Annotated in this window: 23 protein-coding genes and 1 pseudogene; 13 read left to right on the top strand and 11 right to left on the bottom strand. The window is 61.1% G+C overall.

Annotation, left to right across the window (positions count from 1 at the left end):
• Window positions 1–635: 635 nt before the first annotated feature.
• Complete coding sequence (locus HSR122_RS07580; protein WP_229108978.1) at window positions 636–932, bottom strand: hypothetical protein; 297 nt, start codon at window positions 930–932, stop codon at window positions 636–638.
• Between the two features lie 284 nt (window positions 933–1,216).
• Here HSR122_RS07580 and HSR122_RS07575 point away from each other — a divergent pair, with 284 nt between their 5' ends.
• Window positions 1,217–2,422: a CBS domain-containing protein gene (locus tag HSR122_RS07575; RefSeq protein WP_229108977.1), complete on the top strand. Its 1,206-nt coding sequence runs from the start codon at window positions 1,217–1,219 to the stop codon at window positions 2,420–2,422.
• Window positions 2,423–2,459: 37 nt separating this feature from the next.
• Complete coding sequence (locus tag HSR122_RS07570) at window positions 2,460–2,921, top strand: hypothetical protein (RefSeq protein ID WP_229108976.1); 462 nt, start codon at window positions 2,460–2,462, stop codon at window positions 2,919–2,921.
• A 137-nt stretch (window positions 2,922–3,058) separates the two neighbouring features.
• Here the strand turns inward: HSR122_RS07570 and HSR122_RS07565 are convergent, their stop codons facing one another.
• From HSR122_RS07565 to HSR122_RS07555, 3 genes and pseudogenes are all read right to left on the bottom strand, one after another.
• Complete coding sequence (locus tag HSR122_RS07565; protein ID WP_229108975.1) at window positions 3,059–3,400, bottom strand: DUF5615 family PIN-like protein; 342 nt, start codon at window positions 3,398–3,400, stop codon at window positions 3,059–3,061.
• A complete protein-coding gene (locus tag HSR122_RS07560; RefSeq protein WP_185191736.1) occupies window positions 3,400–3,681 on the bottom strand; it encodes a DUF433 domain-containing protein in 282 nt (93 codons plus the stop codon). The genes HSR122_RS07565 and HSR122_RS07560 overlap by 1 nt, the downstream gene beginning before the upstream one ends.
• A gap of 291 nt (window positions 3,682–3,972) precedes the next feature.
• Window positions 3,973–4,059, bottom strand: a pseudogene (locus HSR122_RS07555) (IS5/IS1182 family transposase); the annotation flags it as partial.
• A gap of 174 nt (window positions 4,060–4,233) precedes the next feature.
• On the opposite strand from HSR122_RS07555, the gene HSR122_RS15030 reads away from it, so the two are divergent.
• Window positions 4,234–4,560 (top strand): outer membrane protein assembly factor BamB family protein, encoded by a 327-nt coding sequence (locus HSR122_RS15030; RefSeq protein WP_394355517.1) that lies wholly within the window; start codon window positions 4,234–4,236, stop codon window positions 4,558–4,560.
• Between the two features lie 116 nt (window positions 4,561–4,676).
• Here the strand turns inward: HSR122_RS15030 and HSR122_RS07550 are convergent, their stop codons facing one another.
• The 3 genes from HSR122_RS07550 to HSR122_RS07540 all read right to left on the bottom strand — a co-directional run bounded on the left by HSR122_RS07550 (window position 4,677) and on the right by HSR122_RS07540 (window position 7,458).
• Window positions 4,677–5,606, bottom strand: a complete 930-nt coding sequence (locus tag HSR122_RS07550) for a hypothetical protein (RefSeq protein WP_229108974.1) — start codon at window positions 5,604–5,606, stop codon at window positions 4,677–4,679.
• Between the two features lie 238 nt (window positions 5,607–5,844).
• On the bottom strand, window positions 5,845–6,783 hold the full coding sequence (gene mptA / locus HSR122_RS07545) for a GTP cyclohydrolase MptA (protein ID WP_229108973.1): 939 nt from the start codon (window positions 6,781–6,783) through the stop codon (window positions 5,845–5,847).
• Between the two features lie 75 nt (window positions 6,784–6,858).
• On the bottom strand, window positions 6,859–7,458 hold the full coding sequence (locus tag HSR122_RS07540; protein ID WP_229108972.1) for a HalX domain-containing protein: 600 nt from the start codon (window positions 7,456–7,458) through the stop codon (window positions 6,859–6,861).
• Window positions 7,459–7,600: 142 nt separating this feature from the next.
• Here HSR122_RS07540 and HSR122_RS07535 point away from each other — a divergent pair, with 142 nt between their 5' ends.
• The 5 genes from HSR122_RS07535 (at window position 7,601) to HSR122_RS07515 (ending at window position 11,050) form a co-directional block, all read left to right on the top strand.
• Complete coding sequence (locus HSR122_RS07535) at window positions 7,601–8,152, top strand: peptidylprolyl isomerase (RefSeq protein ID WP_324254636.1); 552 nt, start codon at window positions 7,601–7,603, stop codon at window positions 8,150–8,152.
• 60 nt (window positions 8,153–8,212) lie between these two features.
• The gene (locus tag HSR122_RS07530; RefSeq protein ID WP_229108964.1) at window positions 8,213–8,587 is read left to right on the top strand and encodes a translation initiation factor IF-5A; all 375 of its coding nucleotides are present in this window, start codon (window positions 8,213–8,215) and stop codon (window positions 8,585–8,587) included.
• The gene (speB, locus tag HSR122_RS07525; protein ID WP_229108962.1) at window positions 8,588–9,403 is read left to right on the top strand and encodes an agmatinase; all 816 of its coding nucleotides are present in this window, start codon (window positions 8,588–8,590) and stop codon (window positions 9,401–9,403) included.
• 275 nt (window positions 9,404–9,678) lie between these two features.
• Entirely contained in the window at window positions 9,679–10,218 is a 540-nt protein-coding gene (locus HSR122_RS07520; protein ID WP_229108960.1) for a hypothetical protein, read from the top strand.
• A gap of 64 nt (window positions 10,219–10,282) precedes the next feature.
• On the top strand, window positions 10,283–11,050 hold the full coding sequence (locus HSR122_RS07515; RefSeq protein ID WP_229108959.1) for a Nif3-like dinuclear metal center hexameric protein: 768 nt from the start codon (window positions 10,283–10,285) through the stop codon (window positions 11,048–11,050).
• Between the two features lie 96 nt (window positions 11,051–11,146).
• Here HSR122_RS07515 and HSR122_RS07510 read toward each other — a convergent pair whose 3' ends face one another.
• From HSR122_RS07510 to HSR122_RS15105, 3 genes are all read right to left on the bottom strand, one after another.
• Entirely contained in the window at window positions 11,147–11,341 is a 195-nt protein-coding gene (locus tag HSR122_RS07510) for a methytransferase partner Trm112 (protein ID WP_229108957.1), read from the bottom strand.
• Window positions 11,342–11,540: 199 nt separating this feature from the next.
• Window positions 11,541–11,789 carry a GIY-YIG nuclease family protein gene (locus HSR122_RS07505; protein WP_229108955.1) on the bottom strand — a complete coding sequence of 83 codons (249 nt, stop codon included), beginning with the start codon at window positions 11,787–11,789 and terminating at the stop codon, window positions 11,541–11,543.
• Window positions 11,779–11,940 carry a DUF7563 family protein gene (locus HSR122_RS15105; protein ID WP_229115535.1) on the bottom strand — a complete coding sequence of 54 codons (162 nt, stop codon included), beginning with the start codon at window positions 11,938–11,940 and terminating at the stop codon, window positions 11,779–11,781. Before HSR122_RS15105 ends, HSR122_RS07505 begins: the two co-directional genes overlap by 11 nt.
• Before the next feature lie 195 nt (window positions 11,941–12,135).
• Here HSR122_RS15105 and HSR122_RS07500 point away from each other — a divergent pair, with 195 nt between their 5' ends.
• The 3 genes from HSR122_RS07500 to map all read left to right on the top strand — a co-directional run bounded on the left by HSR122_RS07500 (window position 12,136) and on the right by map (window position 14,433).
• The gene (locus tag HSR122_RS07500; protein WP_049994193.1) at window positions 12,136–12,303 is read left to right on the top strand and encodes a DUF1931 family protein; all 168 of its coding nucleotides are present in this window, start codon (window positions 12,136–12,138) and stop codon (window positions 12,301–12,303) included.
• A gap of 312 nt (window positions 12,304–12,615) precedes the next feature.
• Window positions 12,616–13,467, top strand: coding sequence for an isoaspartyl peptidase/L-asparaginase (locus HSR122_RS07495; RefSeq protein WP_229108953.1), 852 nt, complete (start codon window positions 12,616–12,618; stop codon window positions 13,465–13,467).
• Window positions 13,468–13,536: 69 nt separating this feature from the next.
• Window positions 13,537–14,433: a type II methionyl aminopeptidase gene (gene map, locus HSR122_RS07490; protein WP_229108951.1), complete on the top strand. Its 897-nt coding sequence runs from the start codon at window positions 13,537–13,539 to the stop codon at window positions 14,431–14,433.
• Window positions 14,434–14,495: 62 nt separating this feature from the next.
• Here map and HSR122_RS07485 read toward each other — a convergent pair whose 3' ends face one another.
• On the bottom strand, window positions 14,496–14,696 hold the full coding sequence (locus tag HSR122_RS07485) for a DUF7835 family putative zinc beta-ribbon protein (protein WP_229108949.1): 201 nt from the start codon (window positions 14,694–14,696) through the stop codon (window positions 14,496–14,498).
• 238 nt (window positions 14,697–14,934) lie between these two features.
• On the opposite strand from HSR122_RS07485, the gene HSR122_RS07480 reads away from it, so the two are divergent.
• Window positions 14,935–15,495 carry an HIT family protein gene (locus HSR122_RS07480; RefSeq protein ID WP_229112162.1) on the top strand — a complete coding sequence of 187 codons (561 nt, stop codon included), beginning with the start codon at window positions 14,935–14,937 and terminating at the stop codon, window positions 15,493–15,495.
• Window positions 15,496–15,519: 24 nt separating this feature from the next.
• Window positions 15,520–16,455, top strand: a complete 936-nt coding sequence (locus HSR122_RS07475) for a cation diffusion facilitator family transporter (protein ID WP_229112161.1) — start codon at window positions 15,520–15,522, stop codon at window positions 16,453–16,455.
• Window positions 16,456–16,506: the final 51 nt, after the last annotated feature.

Below are 16,506 nucleotides of genomic sequence, written 5' to 3'. Positions count from 1 at the left end.
GTCCCCGCCCGAGCGTTCCCGAACGGGTGCGATGACGGCACGGAGAACCCAGGTACGGCACATACACATCCGGAGGTCCCAACTGGGATCTCCCGCCTCGGCGGTTCTACCGCCCTGGCATCCGGTGACGCGTAGCGTCGCCCGCACTCGCGGCTCGCGCCGCTCGTGCCCCTAGTCGCCCGGAGGGCGACTCGCTTCGACGGCTGACGCCGTCTCGGCGATCGGTTCTGCCTGACAGCAGAACCCGCCCGCCACGAGGGTTTCCCGGCTGACCCGGCACGCCGCCAGGGATGATGTCGGTCGTTAGTGTTGCGGGCGTACATTACGACCTTTTGCAGCGTTCGCTTCGCTCACTTGCAAAAGCTCGACCAAAAGCCGTCCTCGCTCCTGCCGCTCGCTTCGCTCGCGTTAGTCGCTCGTCGGCCTCGCGCTCACGTCCGTTCGCGCGAGTGAACCGGCGTCTTTCCGAGCGTAGCGAGCAAAGGCTCGGGAGACGACCCCAGGGAAGTCTCCCGGTGACCTTCCGGGTCCTGACGGACCGCTCGGTCGCCGGATGCTCTCTTTCGACCATTTCATTTCCACTGCGCCTACTAGTAGAAACTCGCCCGGTAGTGTTGCGGGCGTACATTTCAGAACTACCGTAGATACGTCTCTATCGAGTCAACGACCCGGTCCACGAACTGATCTGTCACTCGACCTTGCCACGCGACGAGGTCCTCGCTCCGGGGAGAATGGATCGCCCATGGCGAGACGAACGACTCTCGTGGAATGCCGCCGACTTCCCAAATGACCTCACTGAGCGGAAGCGAGTCGTCGTATGTCTTCGTAGAGATAGCGACAGCGACGTGCTGCTCGTCGGCAAACGGGTGGGTACTGTTGTTCACGATAACCTGGAGGGTACCGATGTCATCGGCGAGTATCCCGAGGACCACTCACCCATCGACGGCGAATGCGAGACGGGCGATGAACTCGACACGACACAGGTGAGAGACGATGGTCAAGTACAGCACTGCGACATATCTCGCAGACGAAAGTGACGCCGACAAACGATTCACGCTCGTCCTGTTTGCACCAGCTTACTGGACTAAGTAGTCACACTCCACTGTTACTATGCCTGCCAGTAGTTTCCCCCGACAGTGTGCGGGTCACATTTTCACACTCCCTCAGGACCGGTTAAGCACGACATTACTGTGCGGTTCCGCCTGCTGGATCACACATGGACATTGCTGAAATCGTGTCGCCGAAGTATACTGAGTTCGATATTGGGACCCCACTTTCCAAAGTCGCGGGGGCGTTCGAGAATCAGGAACTCGACGCCGTCGTTGTAACAGACGGTGACGAGTACCGGGGCGTCGTGAGCCGCCGACAGTTGGCCGAGTCCTCTAACCAGCCGTCGGCGAAGGTTGGATCACGAGTACAGCACGTCCCGACTGTCAACCGAACCGAAGACGTCCGCGAAGTCGCGCGACTCATGATCGGCAGCGGTGCCAAAACGCTCCCTGTCTTGGACGACGACCGAATCGTCGGTGTCGTGACTGGCGATAGCGTCCTTACGGCAGTGCAGTCCTTCCTCCGTGCCGCATCGGTCGCGGACGCGTACACGGAGAAACTGATCAGTGCGACCCCCGACACGACAATCGGGAAAGCCCTCAACACGCTCCGAGAAGGACGAATCGCCCACCTGCCCGTCATCGAGGACGGCGAAGCCGTTGGGATGGTCAGTTTGTACGATGTCGTCGATTTCACGACGCGGGGCGGAACCAAGAGCCAGGGCGGCTCATCAGGGGACTTCGGGATCCGAGGTGGCGGTGAGAGCCCCGGTGGAATGGGAGCGCGTGAGGGCGATTCCGATCGTATGCTCGATCTGCCGATACGGAACCTGATGTCCGACGTCGTCGTCACGGCTCGACAAAGCGGGACTCTCGGCGATGTCGTCGAAACGATGTTTGACCGGGGGATCTCCTCGGTGGTCGTCCTCGACGATGAGGGCGATGAACCCATCGGCCTACTCACCAAAACGGATATTCTCGAGGCACTCACCTGGGAACGGGACGACCGGAACGCAATACAGGTGTTCGGGCTCGATCTGTTGGACAGAATGGACTACGACGCTGTCTCCGCATTGATCGAGGACATGACTTCGAAGTACGCTGAGATGAGCGTGATCAAAGCCAGCATTGAACTCCAGGAACACAAAGAGCAATCTCGGGGCGTGTCGCTGGTGCTCGCACGGATTCGGCTGGTGACTGATCGTGGCTATTTCTCAGCCGACGCTGAAGGTTACGGTGCCTCTCACGCCCTCAGACTGGCCGCGAACAAAGTCGAGCGACAGATACTCAAGGGGAAAACGTACGCGCAATCGGAGCGTCGCCCTGACAACGAGGCCCAACAGCGCCTCTACGGGTGGTGGCTCGGCGGATGACCGGTTCAGTTGTCCGAAGGGCTGTGGGTGATTCCTGATGGACGTTCCAGAACCGCCGGACCTCTCGAACCGAGGGACGCCGCGAGAATTCGAGTGGCAAGACGAGACGCTCGGGTCAGAGGACTTCTACCGCGAGGACATCGAGGACCTGCTCCAGGAGGGGGCGTGGGAGGAAGGATTTAACGAGTGGGGCGAGTACACAACCCTCGACGAAGCGCAGATTCGAATCGTGAGCGACTTCGGCCTGTTCCAGGCGTTGGACTTCTACTGGGACCCAACAGAGGACCGCCTTCGCTTCGACGCCCCGACGATTCCGGACGACTGGCGGGAGCGAGACGCGACTGCGTCGCTCGATTCGAGTACGGTTTCGATGATCAACGATGAAGTAGACGATCTCGGCCGAGTGGTACAGGAGGTGCTGAAGAACTACATCGAACGGAACGACGACGTGTCCGACCATGGGTGGGGTGAGCAAGCGTACGGGAACCGCGAGGAGTGAAAGACTCACGACAGCCTGCTCGACGGCATCTGAGAGAAGGATACTGCCACACAATGTCACTTCCGCTGTGCCTACTAGTAGTTGCTCGCCCGGTAGTGTTGCGGGCGTACATTTCAGATATTCAACGAAAAGGTGCTCTATAGCCAGTTCCGACTCACGTATTCGAGCGTCACTTCGGACTGGTCTATGTATTCGGAGAGTTCGTGTACGATGTCCCCGACCTCTTGAGCCGAAAGCGTCTGATCTTTCTGAAAGAGAATGCCGGCAGTATCCCCAATATCCAGTTGGGTGAAGAAGTCGTCATCTTGCGTGAGAATGAGGCGGTCTGTCTCGCGTCCGTACGTAGCGATCGATCCATCGTCAGCCCCGAGGCCGAGTTCTTCGATATCGCCGATCCATTCGACATCGTGACCGAGTTTCCGCAGGTAGTTGATCGTCGCCCGCTCGACATTTTCGTCAGCGAGGATGCGATACCCCATTAGTCACGCACACTGTCGGGATCGGTCGTCAAGTGGTCGTGTTCTTCGATCGCGGATTGCCGCTGGCGTTCGATCGTCCGCATCTCCTCAGGATGGTCATGATAGTAGGTGAGCGCCCGATAGACATCGGCCACATCGAGGTCGTGGCGATCGGCAACCGTTCTCGGGGAGAGCCCCCGCTCTTCGACTTGTTCTTTGAGGAACTGAACAGTAATCCGTCGGCCTTCGAGATGTGGCTCGTCGTGGAGTTCCCGCACGATACGTCTCGTCACCTGGCTCATACTGTACGCTACGCCGCCATCATACTTGAACGTCTGGACTGGATTTCTGTCCGATTTCACTTTCACCGAGCCTACTAGTAGAAACTCGCCCCGTAGTGTTGCGGGCGTACACTCCAAGTATGTTACTAGAACTATCTGTAAATAATACAAATCACTTCAGTCAGGGTCTATCGTTGAATGAGATTTACCCGTAGTAGCTCCTCTTTCTCTCCGGATTTCGGTTACTGCCGATGACAATGAGACCGGAATGAGGTCCGCCGGCCGTGGTGAATCGCCAGACGTAGCTTGATTTCACTGTTTCACTGCCTGGTTGATGTTGTGAACCGCACACATCAAGACGAGTTCTCGAAATTGGCCATACCAGGATCGCGCACGCACGTTTCGATCAGCGGGCTCGTATAAACCGAACCAATGTTCGGAGGGCAATAGCGGTTCATATCGGGGCGAAAGCTTGTCCCATTCAAAAACCGAGATCGGACAGTTCAGAGTGTGTGAAGACTTCTGCACCACCGCTCATATTATTATGAAACTCACGAGGATTCCTCGCCAACAGTGTACGATGGGACTGTCTACGTCGGTTCGGAATCAGGCAACATCCAAGCCTTGTCGCTTGAAACCGGTGAACTCGAATGGGACGAAAATACAGGGTCACCCAATCCGGTGTCTGGTTCACCCGCCGTAACTGAGGGTCACGTTTTTGCAGGAACCGACAACGAGACTGTCGTTGGGTTCGACCGGTCAACAGGTGAGTTCCTCTGGGAACTCCGACTCAAGCGTGGCGATCACGTCCGGTCATCAGTGGTGGTAGCTGACGGGAGATTGTTCGTAGCGACGGCCAATCCGGCGGGCGGTTTGGGACGTCTGCACGTTCTCGAATAGGTGCTGACGAGTCCGAGATGAGATCTGCCGGGAGTTATACACCAGTCAGGTGTGGATGTCCGTGCTACATGCTGTCGATCAAGCGGTACAGCAACTCCACTTCAACAGAGAACAATCTATAATAGAGTTCCTGGATACTCTCCGAGCTCAAAGGTTTCACTATGGCCGTCTATTGCTAATCCCGTCGTCTCGACAACTTCTCCATCCTGAGTCGCACCATATACGCTTACAGAATACCCATCACTCGTGAAATCAATAGCTTGCATCAATATTTCTCCTTCTTCAGGATCTCTCCCAAATATAACGCGGAGTGCATCGTCAAAACCTACCTGCTCGACTGCCGCTTCGGCAGGTCTGTTCTGAATGAATGGGGTGCCCTCTTCATTTAGTCTAGCAAGTACGGGCAGCAGATAGTTCTGTACATAATTCTCGGGGAGATCGAATACTGCTTCACTTACGGCTTTTTCACCGTCATATGCGACTACCACATCATTATCACCACCCCGGTCATTCTCAGCCTGTCCTCGATAAATTGTAAAGCCATACTCTTCTCCGACTGTTTCGAACCGTTCCTCTAACTGTGATGAAATATCCCGATCAATCATCCGTATAGTCTCGTATCTGGAATTGATCGCTTCGGGCATATCAGATAACGAGATGTCGGCCCAGATCGGCACAAAATAGCCATTTTCTCGGTACTGAGATGCTACTGTGTCCCCCACAGATTTCGCTATGTCCGACGGACGGGAATACGAAATGAATCCCATCTCATCTTCACTGCGGGTGTCCGGAAGCCAACTGAACATCTCGGTTCCATACCCCGAAACTGTCTGTTGTTCTGTCTCGGTGTTTCCAGGTGCTTCCGTATCGTCCGGAGTGGTTTGAGAAGCACCCTCGGATGTACTCCCGGGAGTTTTGTTTGGTTTCTCTGTCGTCTCAGAACCTGCTTCTTCATTTTCTCCGCTTCCAGAACAACCAGCAATAGCTAGTACACCAACAGATGTACTGATCTGCTTTAATGTTCGTCGACGTCCTTCATCCACCATAAGAACTCTTCTGAGTGCGCACCTGATAAAAATAAAGGAAAAGCTGTCCTCGCTCCTGCCGCTCGCTTCGCTCGCGTTAGTCGCTCGTCGGCCTCACGCTCACATCCGTTCGCGCGAGCGAACCGGCGTCTTTCCGAGCGTAGCGAGCAAAGGCTCGGGAGACGACCCCAGGGAAGTCTCCCGGTGACCTTCCGGGTCCTGAAAACCTCTGGTGGCCGCGTTTGCTCGATCGCCGCGCTCACTCGCTGCCGTCGCCGTTGACTTCGCCTCTCAGGTCCTCGGCGGTCGCGATCCGTTCGGCGTGGGCGTTGTGCTGGTGGATCGACTCGTCGTTAGACTGTTTCATGCGGACGACCGCGTCGTCGTCCAGGTCGGGGTACTGATCGACGATGCCCTCGGCCATCGAGCGGACGCAGTCCTCGACGAACTTGGCGTCGCTGTGTGACTGGTAGGTCATATAGTCCTCGTCGGGGCGCTTGGCCAGGTTGTAGATCCGAGCGCTCATCGACTCACGGGCGATCTCGATGAGTTCGTTGAGATCCACTGGCGGGTCGCCGTCGGTCTCGACCGTCAGCGTGGCGTGGCCGCGCTGGGAGTGTCCCGGCTGGGGCACCTTCTCGAGGAACTCGTCGATGACGTCCTCCTCGACGTCGAGATCGGTCAGCGTCTGCCGGGCACGGGCGACGGACATCCCCTGACTGCAGGGACAGACCGTCATGCCCGTAACCTCGGCACCGATCTCCTCTCTGGTGCCGTCCTCGGTAGCAGTCGCGGACGCGATGATAGTGGCCGTCGACTGAGTCGGCTTGTCACTCTCGGGCGTCCGATCCCGCGTGACGTACTCGGCCTCCATGCGCACTTCGGCCTCCTCGGTGTAGTCGTGTTTCTCCAGCAGGCGCTCCGCGGCCTCGCCGCAGACGTTCTCGACCCGGTAGACCTCCTCGGCGACGGCGGCCTCAAGCGTCTCGTCGATAACCTCCATGTTCCGGGACATATCGGCACCTTTCCGCCAGGACGGGAGATCGACGAACACCTCGAACTCGGCCATCAGGACGATCGGCCGTTTATCCTCGCGCCCGAGTTTGACGAGTTTCTCGACACCCGTGACGCCGACCCGATTCAATCCGACTGTAACGTCCGGGCTTGTCGCCTGGACGTCCGGCAACTGCTCACTCATTCGAACAGTCCTAGGGACGAACCGACGTTAGTGCTTTCGGAAGCGACACTATCCGGGACAGCCGACAGCGGAAGGTCAATCGATCAACTCGTCTGTGAGCGGCGGCCTCGGATTCAACTCGCGGAACATCGCGGCGAACGCGTCGTCGTTGAACTCCGAGAGCGTCCGGTCGAGTTGCTCGCGGACGTTCTCACGCCGCTCGGTGAGCTCGGCGAATTCCTCGCTGTTTTCGAGTTCGGACTGGCTCTTGTTGGCCTGCAGCGTCGCGAGTTTGCTCGTCAGCGAATAGAACTCCTGAAACTGCTCGTCGTACTTCGCACAGGTGAGCAAGCGCTCGACCGTGTCGAACAACTCCGTGCGCGAGACCGGCTTCGTGAGATAGTCGTCGAACGGCATCTCGATGATGTCGAAATCCGGATCGACGGCCGTCACCATCGCAACCCGCGTCTCGATTCCCTTCGATCGCAGCGATTCGAGCACGTCGTCGCCGGACTGCTCCGGCATTCGTCGATCCAGTAACACGACGTCGACCGTCTCGTCGACCGCCTCGAGCGCCTGCTGGCCGCTATACGCCGTCCACACAGTATACCGATCGCGTAACTGTGCGGCGTAGGCGTCGGCGACGTCCGGTTCGTCGTCGACGACGAGTACGGTCTGTGTGTCACCGGATGCCATGTGAATACGTGAGTAACTTTCCCGGATAATGAAAAAGTTTCTGGCTACCGATTAGAAAAGCGTCATTAACCCGATCGCTTTCCGGCGCTCCGTCGCCGGTCGCATCGCCACTGTTATGCCGCCCGGCCCGTCAGTGATTCCCATGAGTTCGGATCTGACTGCGACGATACACACGAGCGAGGGCGATATCGAAGCGCGGCTGTTCGAGGAGCGCGCCCCCCGAACGGTCGAGAACTTCGTCGGGCTGGCCGAAGGTGCGGACGACTACGAGAACACCGAAATCGCGCCGGGGACCGGTGCCTGGGAGGACCCGGAGACCGGCGAAAAGCGGATCGACCCGCTGTACGACGGCGTCGAGTTCCACCGTGTGATCGAGGACTTCATGATCCAGACCGGCGACCCGCTGGGCAACGGCCGCGGCGGCCCCGGCTACACCTTCGACGACGAGTTCCACGAGGAGTTACGCCACGACGGCCCCGGGGTCCTCTCGATGGCCAACCGCGGCCCCAACACCAACGGCTCGCAGTTTTTCATCACGCTCGCAGCCCAGCCGCACCTCGACGAGAAACACCCGGTGTTCGGTGAAGTGATCGACGGGATGGACGTCGTCGAGGCCATCGGGTCAGTCGATACCGATCCCAACGACCAGCCGACGTCACCGGTCACAATTGAAAGCGTCGAGGTTCACGAGTAGCGACTGTCGTTCCCGCGGCGTTCCAAACCGTTTATACTGGGCGGGAGGCAACGACGCTACATGGCGAAAGAGCAGAACGAGGTGCGTGACCTCGACGAAGGGAGTTACGTCATGATGGACGAGACGCCGTGCAAGATCACCAGTTACAGCACGGCCAAGCCGGGCAAACACGGTAGCGCAAAGGCCCGAATCGAAGGCAAGGGCGTCTTCGACAGCAAGAAGCGATCGCTCTCTCAACCTGTGGACGCGAAGGTGTGGGTCCCGATCATCGAGCGCAAGCAGGGACAGGTCGTTAACGTCGAAGACGACGAGATTCAGGTCATGGACCTGGACACCTACGAGACGTTCGTGATGGTCAGCCCTGACGACGTCAATCTGAGTCCCGACGACGATATCGAGTTCCTTGAGTACGAGGGGCAGCGCAAGATCGTCTGAATGGCGGGGTTCCCTGGCGCACACGCCGAGCGATCGGACGCCGACTACGTCGTCGTCGGTGCGCCACTCGACCGCTCGACGACCTACCAGCCGGGGACGCGGTTCGGACCGCGGCGGATCCGCGCCGTCGCCGAATCTTTCGAGGACTACGACCACCACACCGACAGTCGCTTCACTGCCCTCGACGTTCACGACCACGGTGACGTCCACCCCGGCGGGGACGTCGAAGAGTACCTGACGTTTCTCGAGGGAGTCGTCGGCGACGCCGACCGGGACGGCGCAGTTCCCCTCTTGCTCGGCGGCGAGCATACCGTCACCGTCGCGGCCGTCCGGGCGCTGGAACCGGACGTGTTCGTCTGTCTGGACGCGCATCTCGACCTCCGCGAGGAGTTCGGCGGTGATCCGTACAGTCACTCGACCGTCACCCGTCACGCGCTTTCGGTCGCCGAGGAGGCCGTGATCCTCGGTGCGCGCGCCGGCAGCAAACGCGAGTGGGAGCGCACAGCCGCGGCCGACGTGACGGTCGTTCCGCCGGAGGAGGTGCCCGACTGGGACCCCGCGTTCGACCGCGAGGTCTACCTCAGCGTCGACATCGACGCGGCGGATCCCGGGTTCGCGCCGGGGACCGGGACGCTCGAACCGTTCGGTCTCGACCCGGCCACGATGGAACGGGTCGTGCGAACGGTCGCGCCACAGGCCGTCGGTGCCGACGTCGTCGAAGTCAACGACCAGGACGACGACCAGGCCGCCGTCCTCGGGGCGAAGCTCGCTCGATCAGTTGTCTTCGCGCACGCCGACGCCAGAACATATCGCTGACATATAGCTTTTGATCCGCGCCGTTCTGATCGTGGACATGGACAACCTCGTCTCGTGTTACTTTTGCGGTGACGCCGTCGACGCCCAGCTTGAGGAGTATCCGCTCGTCACCTCATACGGTCGGTTGTAAGTCTGTTCCAGATCGATCGCATCCGTTATGCGATCGTACCGGTAAATCGTTACAACCGACCGTATCAGACAGCGTCGAGACCGGCACGTCCGTCGTCCTCTGTCCGTCATGTCGACGCAAACTCACGGCCGTCGTCGAGGAAGTGTTGGACGCTGCGACCGAGTCGCCTGACTCGCAGTCGGTCGATCTCGACGGCGACCCACTGGAGACGCTCGAAGCGTCCGCTCCGGACGCGATGGCTGCAGCAGACAGCGCGTCGGTCGACTCCCTGGGCGACGAGTCATCGGACGGTTCAGGAGATCCAGCAGACGGACACGACGCAGACGACGTTCAGGCTGACGAAAACGACGTTCAGATTGACGAGAGCGACGACAATGAAACCCGAATAGCGGGCGGCAGCGAGAGCGAAACGGCAGTCCTCGATGACGGAGAGACAACGGACTCGGGAGACAGCGAGGGGACTGTGGGTCAGACGGGGACCGCTGACGACGACTTCCGGCGTAGCGAGTACAACAAAGTCGTGCGCCTGCTCCAGAACCGGGAGTTCCCCGTCGAGATCGAGGAGATCACGGTCGTTGCACGCAGCGCGTACGGGATCGACCGAGATACGACACACGCGATTCTCAGCGCGCTGATCGAGAACGAGATCCTCGAGGACCGGGGCGACGAACTCGTTCGCGCCTGATCGCGAGTGCGTCGGCGCGTTCGTGACCGCAACCACTACACTACCGGGCGGTCAATCGGAGACCATGCGCTGTGGTGAGCTCGCCGAACGGCTGGACGAACGGCTGCGGATCGACGAGTACGCGGACATCGACGCGAGTGCTAACGGACTTCAGGTCGGTCCGGCCGACCGGGAGGTCGCCCGCGTCGCCGTCACGGTCGATGCGGCCGTCTCGACGGTCGAGCAGGCCGTCGACGCGCAGGCAGACCTCCTGATTGCCCATCACGGAATCTCCTGGGGCGGCATCGACCGCGTGACCGGGACGGCCTACCGGCGACTCGCCCCCCTGATGGAAAACGGGCTGGCGCTGTACGCGGCTCATCTCCCGCTGGACGGTCACCAGACGCTCGGGAACGCTGCCGGACTGGCCGACCTACTCGAACTGACGGACACCGAGCCGTTCGGCGAACTCGGAGCCGTCCACGTCGGCCAGCGGGGAACCGCCCCCGACGCCTACAGCGTCGACGCGCTGCGCAATCTCCTCGCGGGCGAACTCGTCCACGGCGGCGAGGGCGTGCAGGTACTCGAGTTCGGCCCGACCGAGATCAAAGACATCGCCATCGTCACCGGGAGCGGCGTCGACTGGCTCGAAGACGCCGCCGAGAACGGCGTCGACGCGTTCATCACCGGCGAGGGCAAGCAGAAAGCCTATCACCTGGCGAAGGAACACGGGATACACGTCTTCCTCGCCGGCCACTACGCGACCGAAACGTTCGGCGTCAAGGCCCTCCAGGACCGGCTGGAAGAGTGGGGATTGAAAACGACGTTCATTCACGAACCGACGGGGTTGTGACACCGTCACGTCGGTGCAGGGATCGCCTTCACAGTGACCGTTGTACGCCCCTTCTGGGTCGACCACACGAGGGCGTGTGGTCGCACCGATAAATCGTTACGCAGGTGTTTCCTCTCGCATGTCCGGCGGCAGGAGGTTCGGGATGCCGTCCTCGATCGGGAACGTCTCGCCACAGTCCGTGCAAGTTAGCGTTCCGCTGACGATCTCGCCGTCGTCGCGGTCGTCGACATCGAGTTCGAGTTCGGCCTTGTCCAGCGGGCAACAGATGATGTCAAGCAGGTCCTCGTTCATACCCTCGGATCGGGGCCCGCAGGTGAAAAAGTCCTCGGTGCTGCGATCATACGGTCGGTTGTAACGATTTTCGAGATCGTATCAACGATCAAATAGACGGTCCCGTGTGACGACCCGTTCGACGATTTCCCGGAGATCGCGCTCGTGCCGACCGCCCGGTCACGGCCGAACGAGGTTCGAAACACTCGTCTGATGGACGTTAGGCCTCGACCAGCCGCTCTTTGGCTGCCCGCGAGAGCTGTTTGACCTCGTACTCGCGGGACATCGCTTCGCCCCTGTCGTCGTACGATTCCACGTGGACGAGTTCGACCGGTGTGCGCCCGCGCGTGTATTTCGCACCCTCTCCAGCCTGATGATCGGAGACCCGCCGCTGGACATCGGTCGTGTATCCCGTATAGAAGGTCCCGTCGGCGCACTCGAGAACGTAAACGTAGTGACTATCCGACATTCGACGCTTCGCGGGCGCGCTGTTGAGCGACTTCCGCGATTCCCGCGTTCGCCGAGCAATTCGGGCATGCGAGCACCTCGCCGTACTCGTTGGCGAAGACGCGTGCGAACTGGTCTGAAACGTGTGCGTTGCAGTGATTACACTTTGGCATTCGACTCCGCCGGCCACCGCCGGCACGTATTCGTTGGAGATGCGAGGGGAATACCCTTGGCCCGATATAGTTGGGTATGTCGATCGGCGAGAGTGTTGGCGACCGAATCATCGGCCCACAAACCGCCGCGAGCGAGTTCGAGACCGGTCGAAAACGGGAACGTTTATAAACTCCCCTCTGGAATACCAGTCCTGTATGGCAGACCTAATCGTCAAAGCCGCTGTCAAGGAAGCGCTCGATGACATGAACGTCGCCTCGGACTTCTACGATGCCCTCGACGAGGAAGTCGACGAGCTGCTCGAAGACGCCGCTCGTCGTGCCGAGGCCAACGACCGCAAGACGGTCCAGCCGCGCGACCTGTAACTGACGCTTCTAGACGGACCCGTTTTTTTGCCGACTGACGCGCCAGCGGCTGCTGTCGTCTGGTGTGACCATCGTGCGTCTGTTCCCGACTCTCAGCGACCGTCGTCGTGGACGTACTCAAGCGCCCGGTAATATTGCTCCCGGTCGACCCGTTCCTGGAGTTGCTCGAGACGCTCACTGACTCGTTGTGGCGTCATACAAGTACATTAATTATAGAACATTATAGTAATTGCGTCGATGCGCGCGCATCGGCTGCTCGTGGCGTCACGTGCCGACGTGGAGAGTTAAGTCAGACGGGCGAAAACACGGGGTATGGACGTGATCGTGCACGGCGGGGCAGGCACACAGCCGGAACAGCCGTCCGAACGGCTTTCGGTGCTGGAAACGGCGGCCAGCAGGGGCTCGGAAGCCGCGTCACCGGTCGACGCCGTCGTCGCCGCCGTTCGCTGGCTGGAGTCGGCTCCGGCGTTCAACGCGGGCGTCGGGAGCGTCGTCCAGAGCGACGGGACGATCCGGACGGACGCGGGAATCATGACCGGCCACGGGTCGGCGGGTGCGGCCTGTTCGATGCCGGGTGTCGAACACGCCGTGGAGGTCGCACGCGCCGTCATGACCTCGACGCCACACGTGCTCATCTCCGGCGAGCACGCCGTCGATCTGGCCGCGTCGTTCGGAGTCAACACGCGCGTCGATCTCTGGACCGAACGGACGCGGCGACGCTGGAACGAGGTCGACCCGCCGATGACGGGCACCGCCGATCAGCTCGCATGGGTCCAAGATCACTTCACCGGGCACGACACGGTCGGTGCAGTCGCGTCGGACGGCGAACGGGTTGCGACCGCAACCTCGACGGGGGGTCGGTGGTTCGCACTGGCCGGTCGGGTCGGTGACGTCCCCCAGATCGGTGCGGGGTTCTACGCCAGCGAGACGGGCGGAGCCAGCGCCACCGGTGCCGGTGAGGACATCGCCCGCGAGACGCTCGCCAGGCGGGCCGTTCGCCACCTCGAGGAAGGGGCGGGCCCACAGACCGCTGCAGATCGGACGATCGCCGAATTCGAGAACAGCCACGACAGCGTCGCCGGCGTGATCGTCATGGATACGGACGGCGACGCCGGGCGTGCTCACTGCGGGGAATCGATGCAGACTGCCAGAGACCGTTTCTAGTCGGCGGCGACTCCGAACCACGGGGCGGAACACAAACGCTTTCGGTCGCGGGGGTCGAACGCCATCGACATGAGCGAGGTCGACCTGACGAGCGAACAGTACGAGAAGTGTCGCGAGGCCGGCGAGATCCTCGCGGAGGTGCGCGACGAGGCCGCCGAGATGGTTGAGGTCGGTGCGTCACACCTCGAAGTCGCCGAGTGGGCCGAACAGCGCATCCGCGAACTCGGCGGCGAGCCCGCGTTCCCGGTGAACATCTCGATTGACGAGGAGGCCGCCCACGCGACGCCGAAGATCGACGACGACAGCACCTTCGGCGAGGAGATGGTCAATCTCGACATCGGCGTCCACGTCGACGGCTGGCTGGCCGACACCGCCGTCACGGTCGATCTCTCCGGCCACGACGAACTGACCCGCGCCTCCGAAGAAGCGCTCGACGCCGCCCTCGAACTGGTCGAACCCGGCGTCGAAACCGGCGAGATCGGCGCGGCCGTCGAGTCGGTCATCGACGGATACGGTTTCAACCCGGTCGTGAACCTCACCGGCCACGGACTGGGCCACTGGGAGCAGCACACGACGCCGAACATCCCGAACCGCGAGGTGTCCCAGAGCACGACACTGGAGGTCGGCGACGTGGTGGCGATCGAACCGTTCGCGACCGACGGCAGCGGCAAGGTCAGCGAGGGCAGCGACGAGGAGATCTTCGCGCTCGACAGCGAGGGGTCGGTCCGCGATCGGACAGCCCGGCAGGCGCTCAACCAGATCGTCGAGGAGTTCCGAACCCTCCCGTTCGCCACTCGATGGCTCGACGTCTCCCGGCCGAAGATGGCGCTACGCCGTCTCAAACAGCAGGACATCGTCCACGGCTATCCCGTCCTGAAGGAAGACGACGGCTACTACGTCAGCCAGAAAGAGCATACGATCATCGTCACCGAAGACGGCTGTGAAGTGACGACCCGATCGCGATAATCAGTACGCGCCGGCTACGCATTGCCCTGCACTCGACGCCAGCCGCGTGCTGTACTGGGGTGTCACGCGTTGTTCATCCGTACGGCCGTCTGTTCCCCACAGACCAGACACTCCGTGACGCGATACGGCTCTCGCGAGAACTCCGCGTTGTCGGAGCGGTCGCTCTCGGTCACGAGCTGCAGCGAGACGGAATGAATGGTTTCCCGCCCACAGTGCTCACAGAACTCGGATCGTTCGGTCGGAGCCCCCGCGTTCGTTGCCATCGTGGTTACTCGTTCCGCCGTACGGGGTATAAAAACGGCTGACTGTTAGGAACTGTTTACGGGATAATCGACGGATTGGAGGCGTATTCGGTGTTATAGCCTCAGACAGATGCAGACTGTTTATTGCTCTATTTGAGACCGTTTTGATGGTATTACTTCGAAAACGGCCGAAATAGTTAAGTACGTACTTCAGCCGCCGAACAGCACGCATATCTGTCGGGGTGACACAACGGACCACATGGAGCAGGTGTTCGCGCCATGGCGAATCGAGTGGGTAGAACGTCCACACGACGATCCCGGAATCGACGAGTGCGTGTTCTGTGAACTCCCGGAACTCGGCGCGGACCGCGAGTACCACCTCGTCGCCCGGAGCGACCACGCCTACGTCTTGCTGAACAACTACCCGTACAACCCGGGGCACGCGATGGTGGTTCCCTACGAGCACACGGGCGCATACGAGGAATTGAGTTCCGAGGTACTGTTCGATCACGCCAGACTGCAACAGCGGACCGTCGAGGCGATCGAGACGGCCCTCGAACCCGACGGGTTGAACGTCGGCATGAACCTCGGCGGGGGCGCTGCCGGCGGTTCGATCGACGACCATCTCCACACGCACGTCGTCCCGCGCTGGAACGGTGACGCCAACTTCATGGCCGTCATCGCGGAGACGACCGTCATCGTCGAGGCCATCGAGGACACCTACGATCGGCTCCACGACGCGTTCGCCGCCCAGGAGGGCGCGACGACGCACGGCGACGACACCGCGGTCGAGATCGAGACGACGTCGAAGCCGATTTGACCGTTCGCATCGAAGCCGACACCGATGTCGAGGTCCCGTCGGGCAACGCTACGCCGGGTCGGGCTGCTCGTGCTCGCGAGCAACGTGGCCCTCGTGCTCGCGAAGGGGACTGTCTGGTGGTACACGGGCAGTCTGGCCGTCCAGTCGGAGGCCGTCAACAGCCTCGCCGATTCGGTCTACAGCGTCGTCACGGTCGGCGGGCTCTACCTGACGACCCAGCCGCCCGATTTCGAACACCCGCATGGCCACGAGCGAATCGAGCCGTTCGTCTCGCTGTTCGTCGCGCTGGGGGTGTTCGCGGCCGGGATCGGCGTCCTCTATCAGGCCGGTCGGACCGTGCTCAGCGGGAACGTCTCCGTCACGCGCAACCTCGCGGCGGTCGCCGTTCTCGCCGGGACCGTCGTCGTCAAGTACGGTCTCTATCGATACGTCGACGCCATCGGCCGGGAGCACGGCTCGCCGGCGTTGCGGGCCACGGCGGCCGACAACCGCGCGGACGTGCTCACTGCCAGCGCCGCGCTCGCTGGCGTCGTCGGGGCCACGCTCGGCTTCCCGCTGCTGGACCCGATCGCCGCGTTCGTCGTCGCGTTCGGGATCCTTTACACCGGCGTCGAGATCGTCCAGGACAACGTCGATTACCTGGTCGGTCGAGCACCACCGGAAGACCTCCGAAAGCGGATCGTCAGGCGCGCCCTCTCACACCCAGACGTGGAAGGAGCGCACGACGTGATCGCCCACTACGTCGGCCCCGAGATCGACGTGAGCCTCCACATCGAGGTCGAGGGCGACCGAACGCTCCGGGAAGCTCACGACATCGAGACGGCGGTCATCCAGTCGATCCAGGCGTTGCCGGAGGTCGACGACGTGTTCGTCCACGTCGATCCGAGGGAACTCGGCGAGTGGAAGGCAGACGACGAGGTCGATCGACTGGTCCAGCCCGGCGACGAATCGAACCGGTAGACCGAAACTCGTCATTGTCGAACAAAGGACGTGTCGGCAGTATACGAGTCT

The organism is Halapricum desulfuricans (assembly GCF_017094525.1).
Classification (GTDB): Archaea; Halobacteriota; Halobacteria; order Halobacteriales; family Haloarculaceae; genus Halapricum; species Halapricum desulfuricans.
The sequence above is the reverse complement of the archived record's forward strand: the minus strand, read 5'-3'. Positions and strand labels throughout refer to the sequence as shown.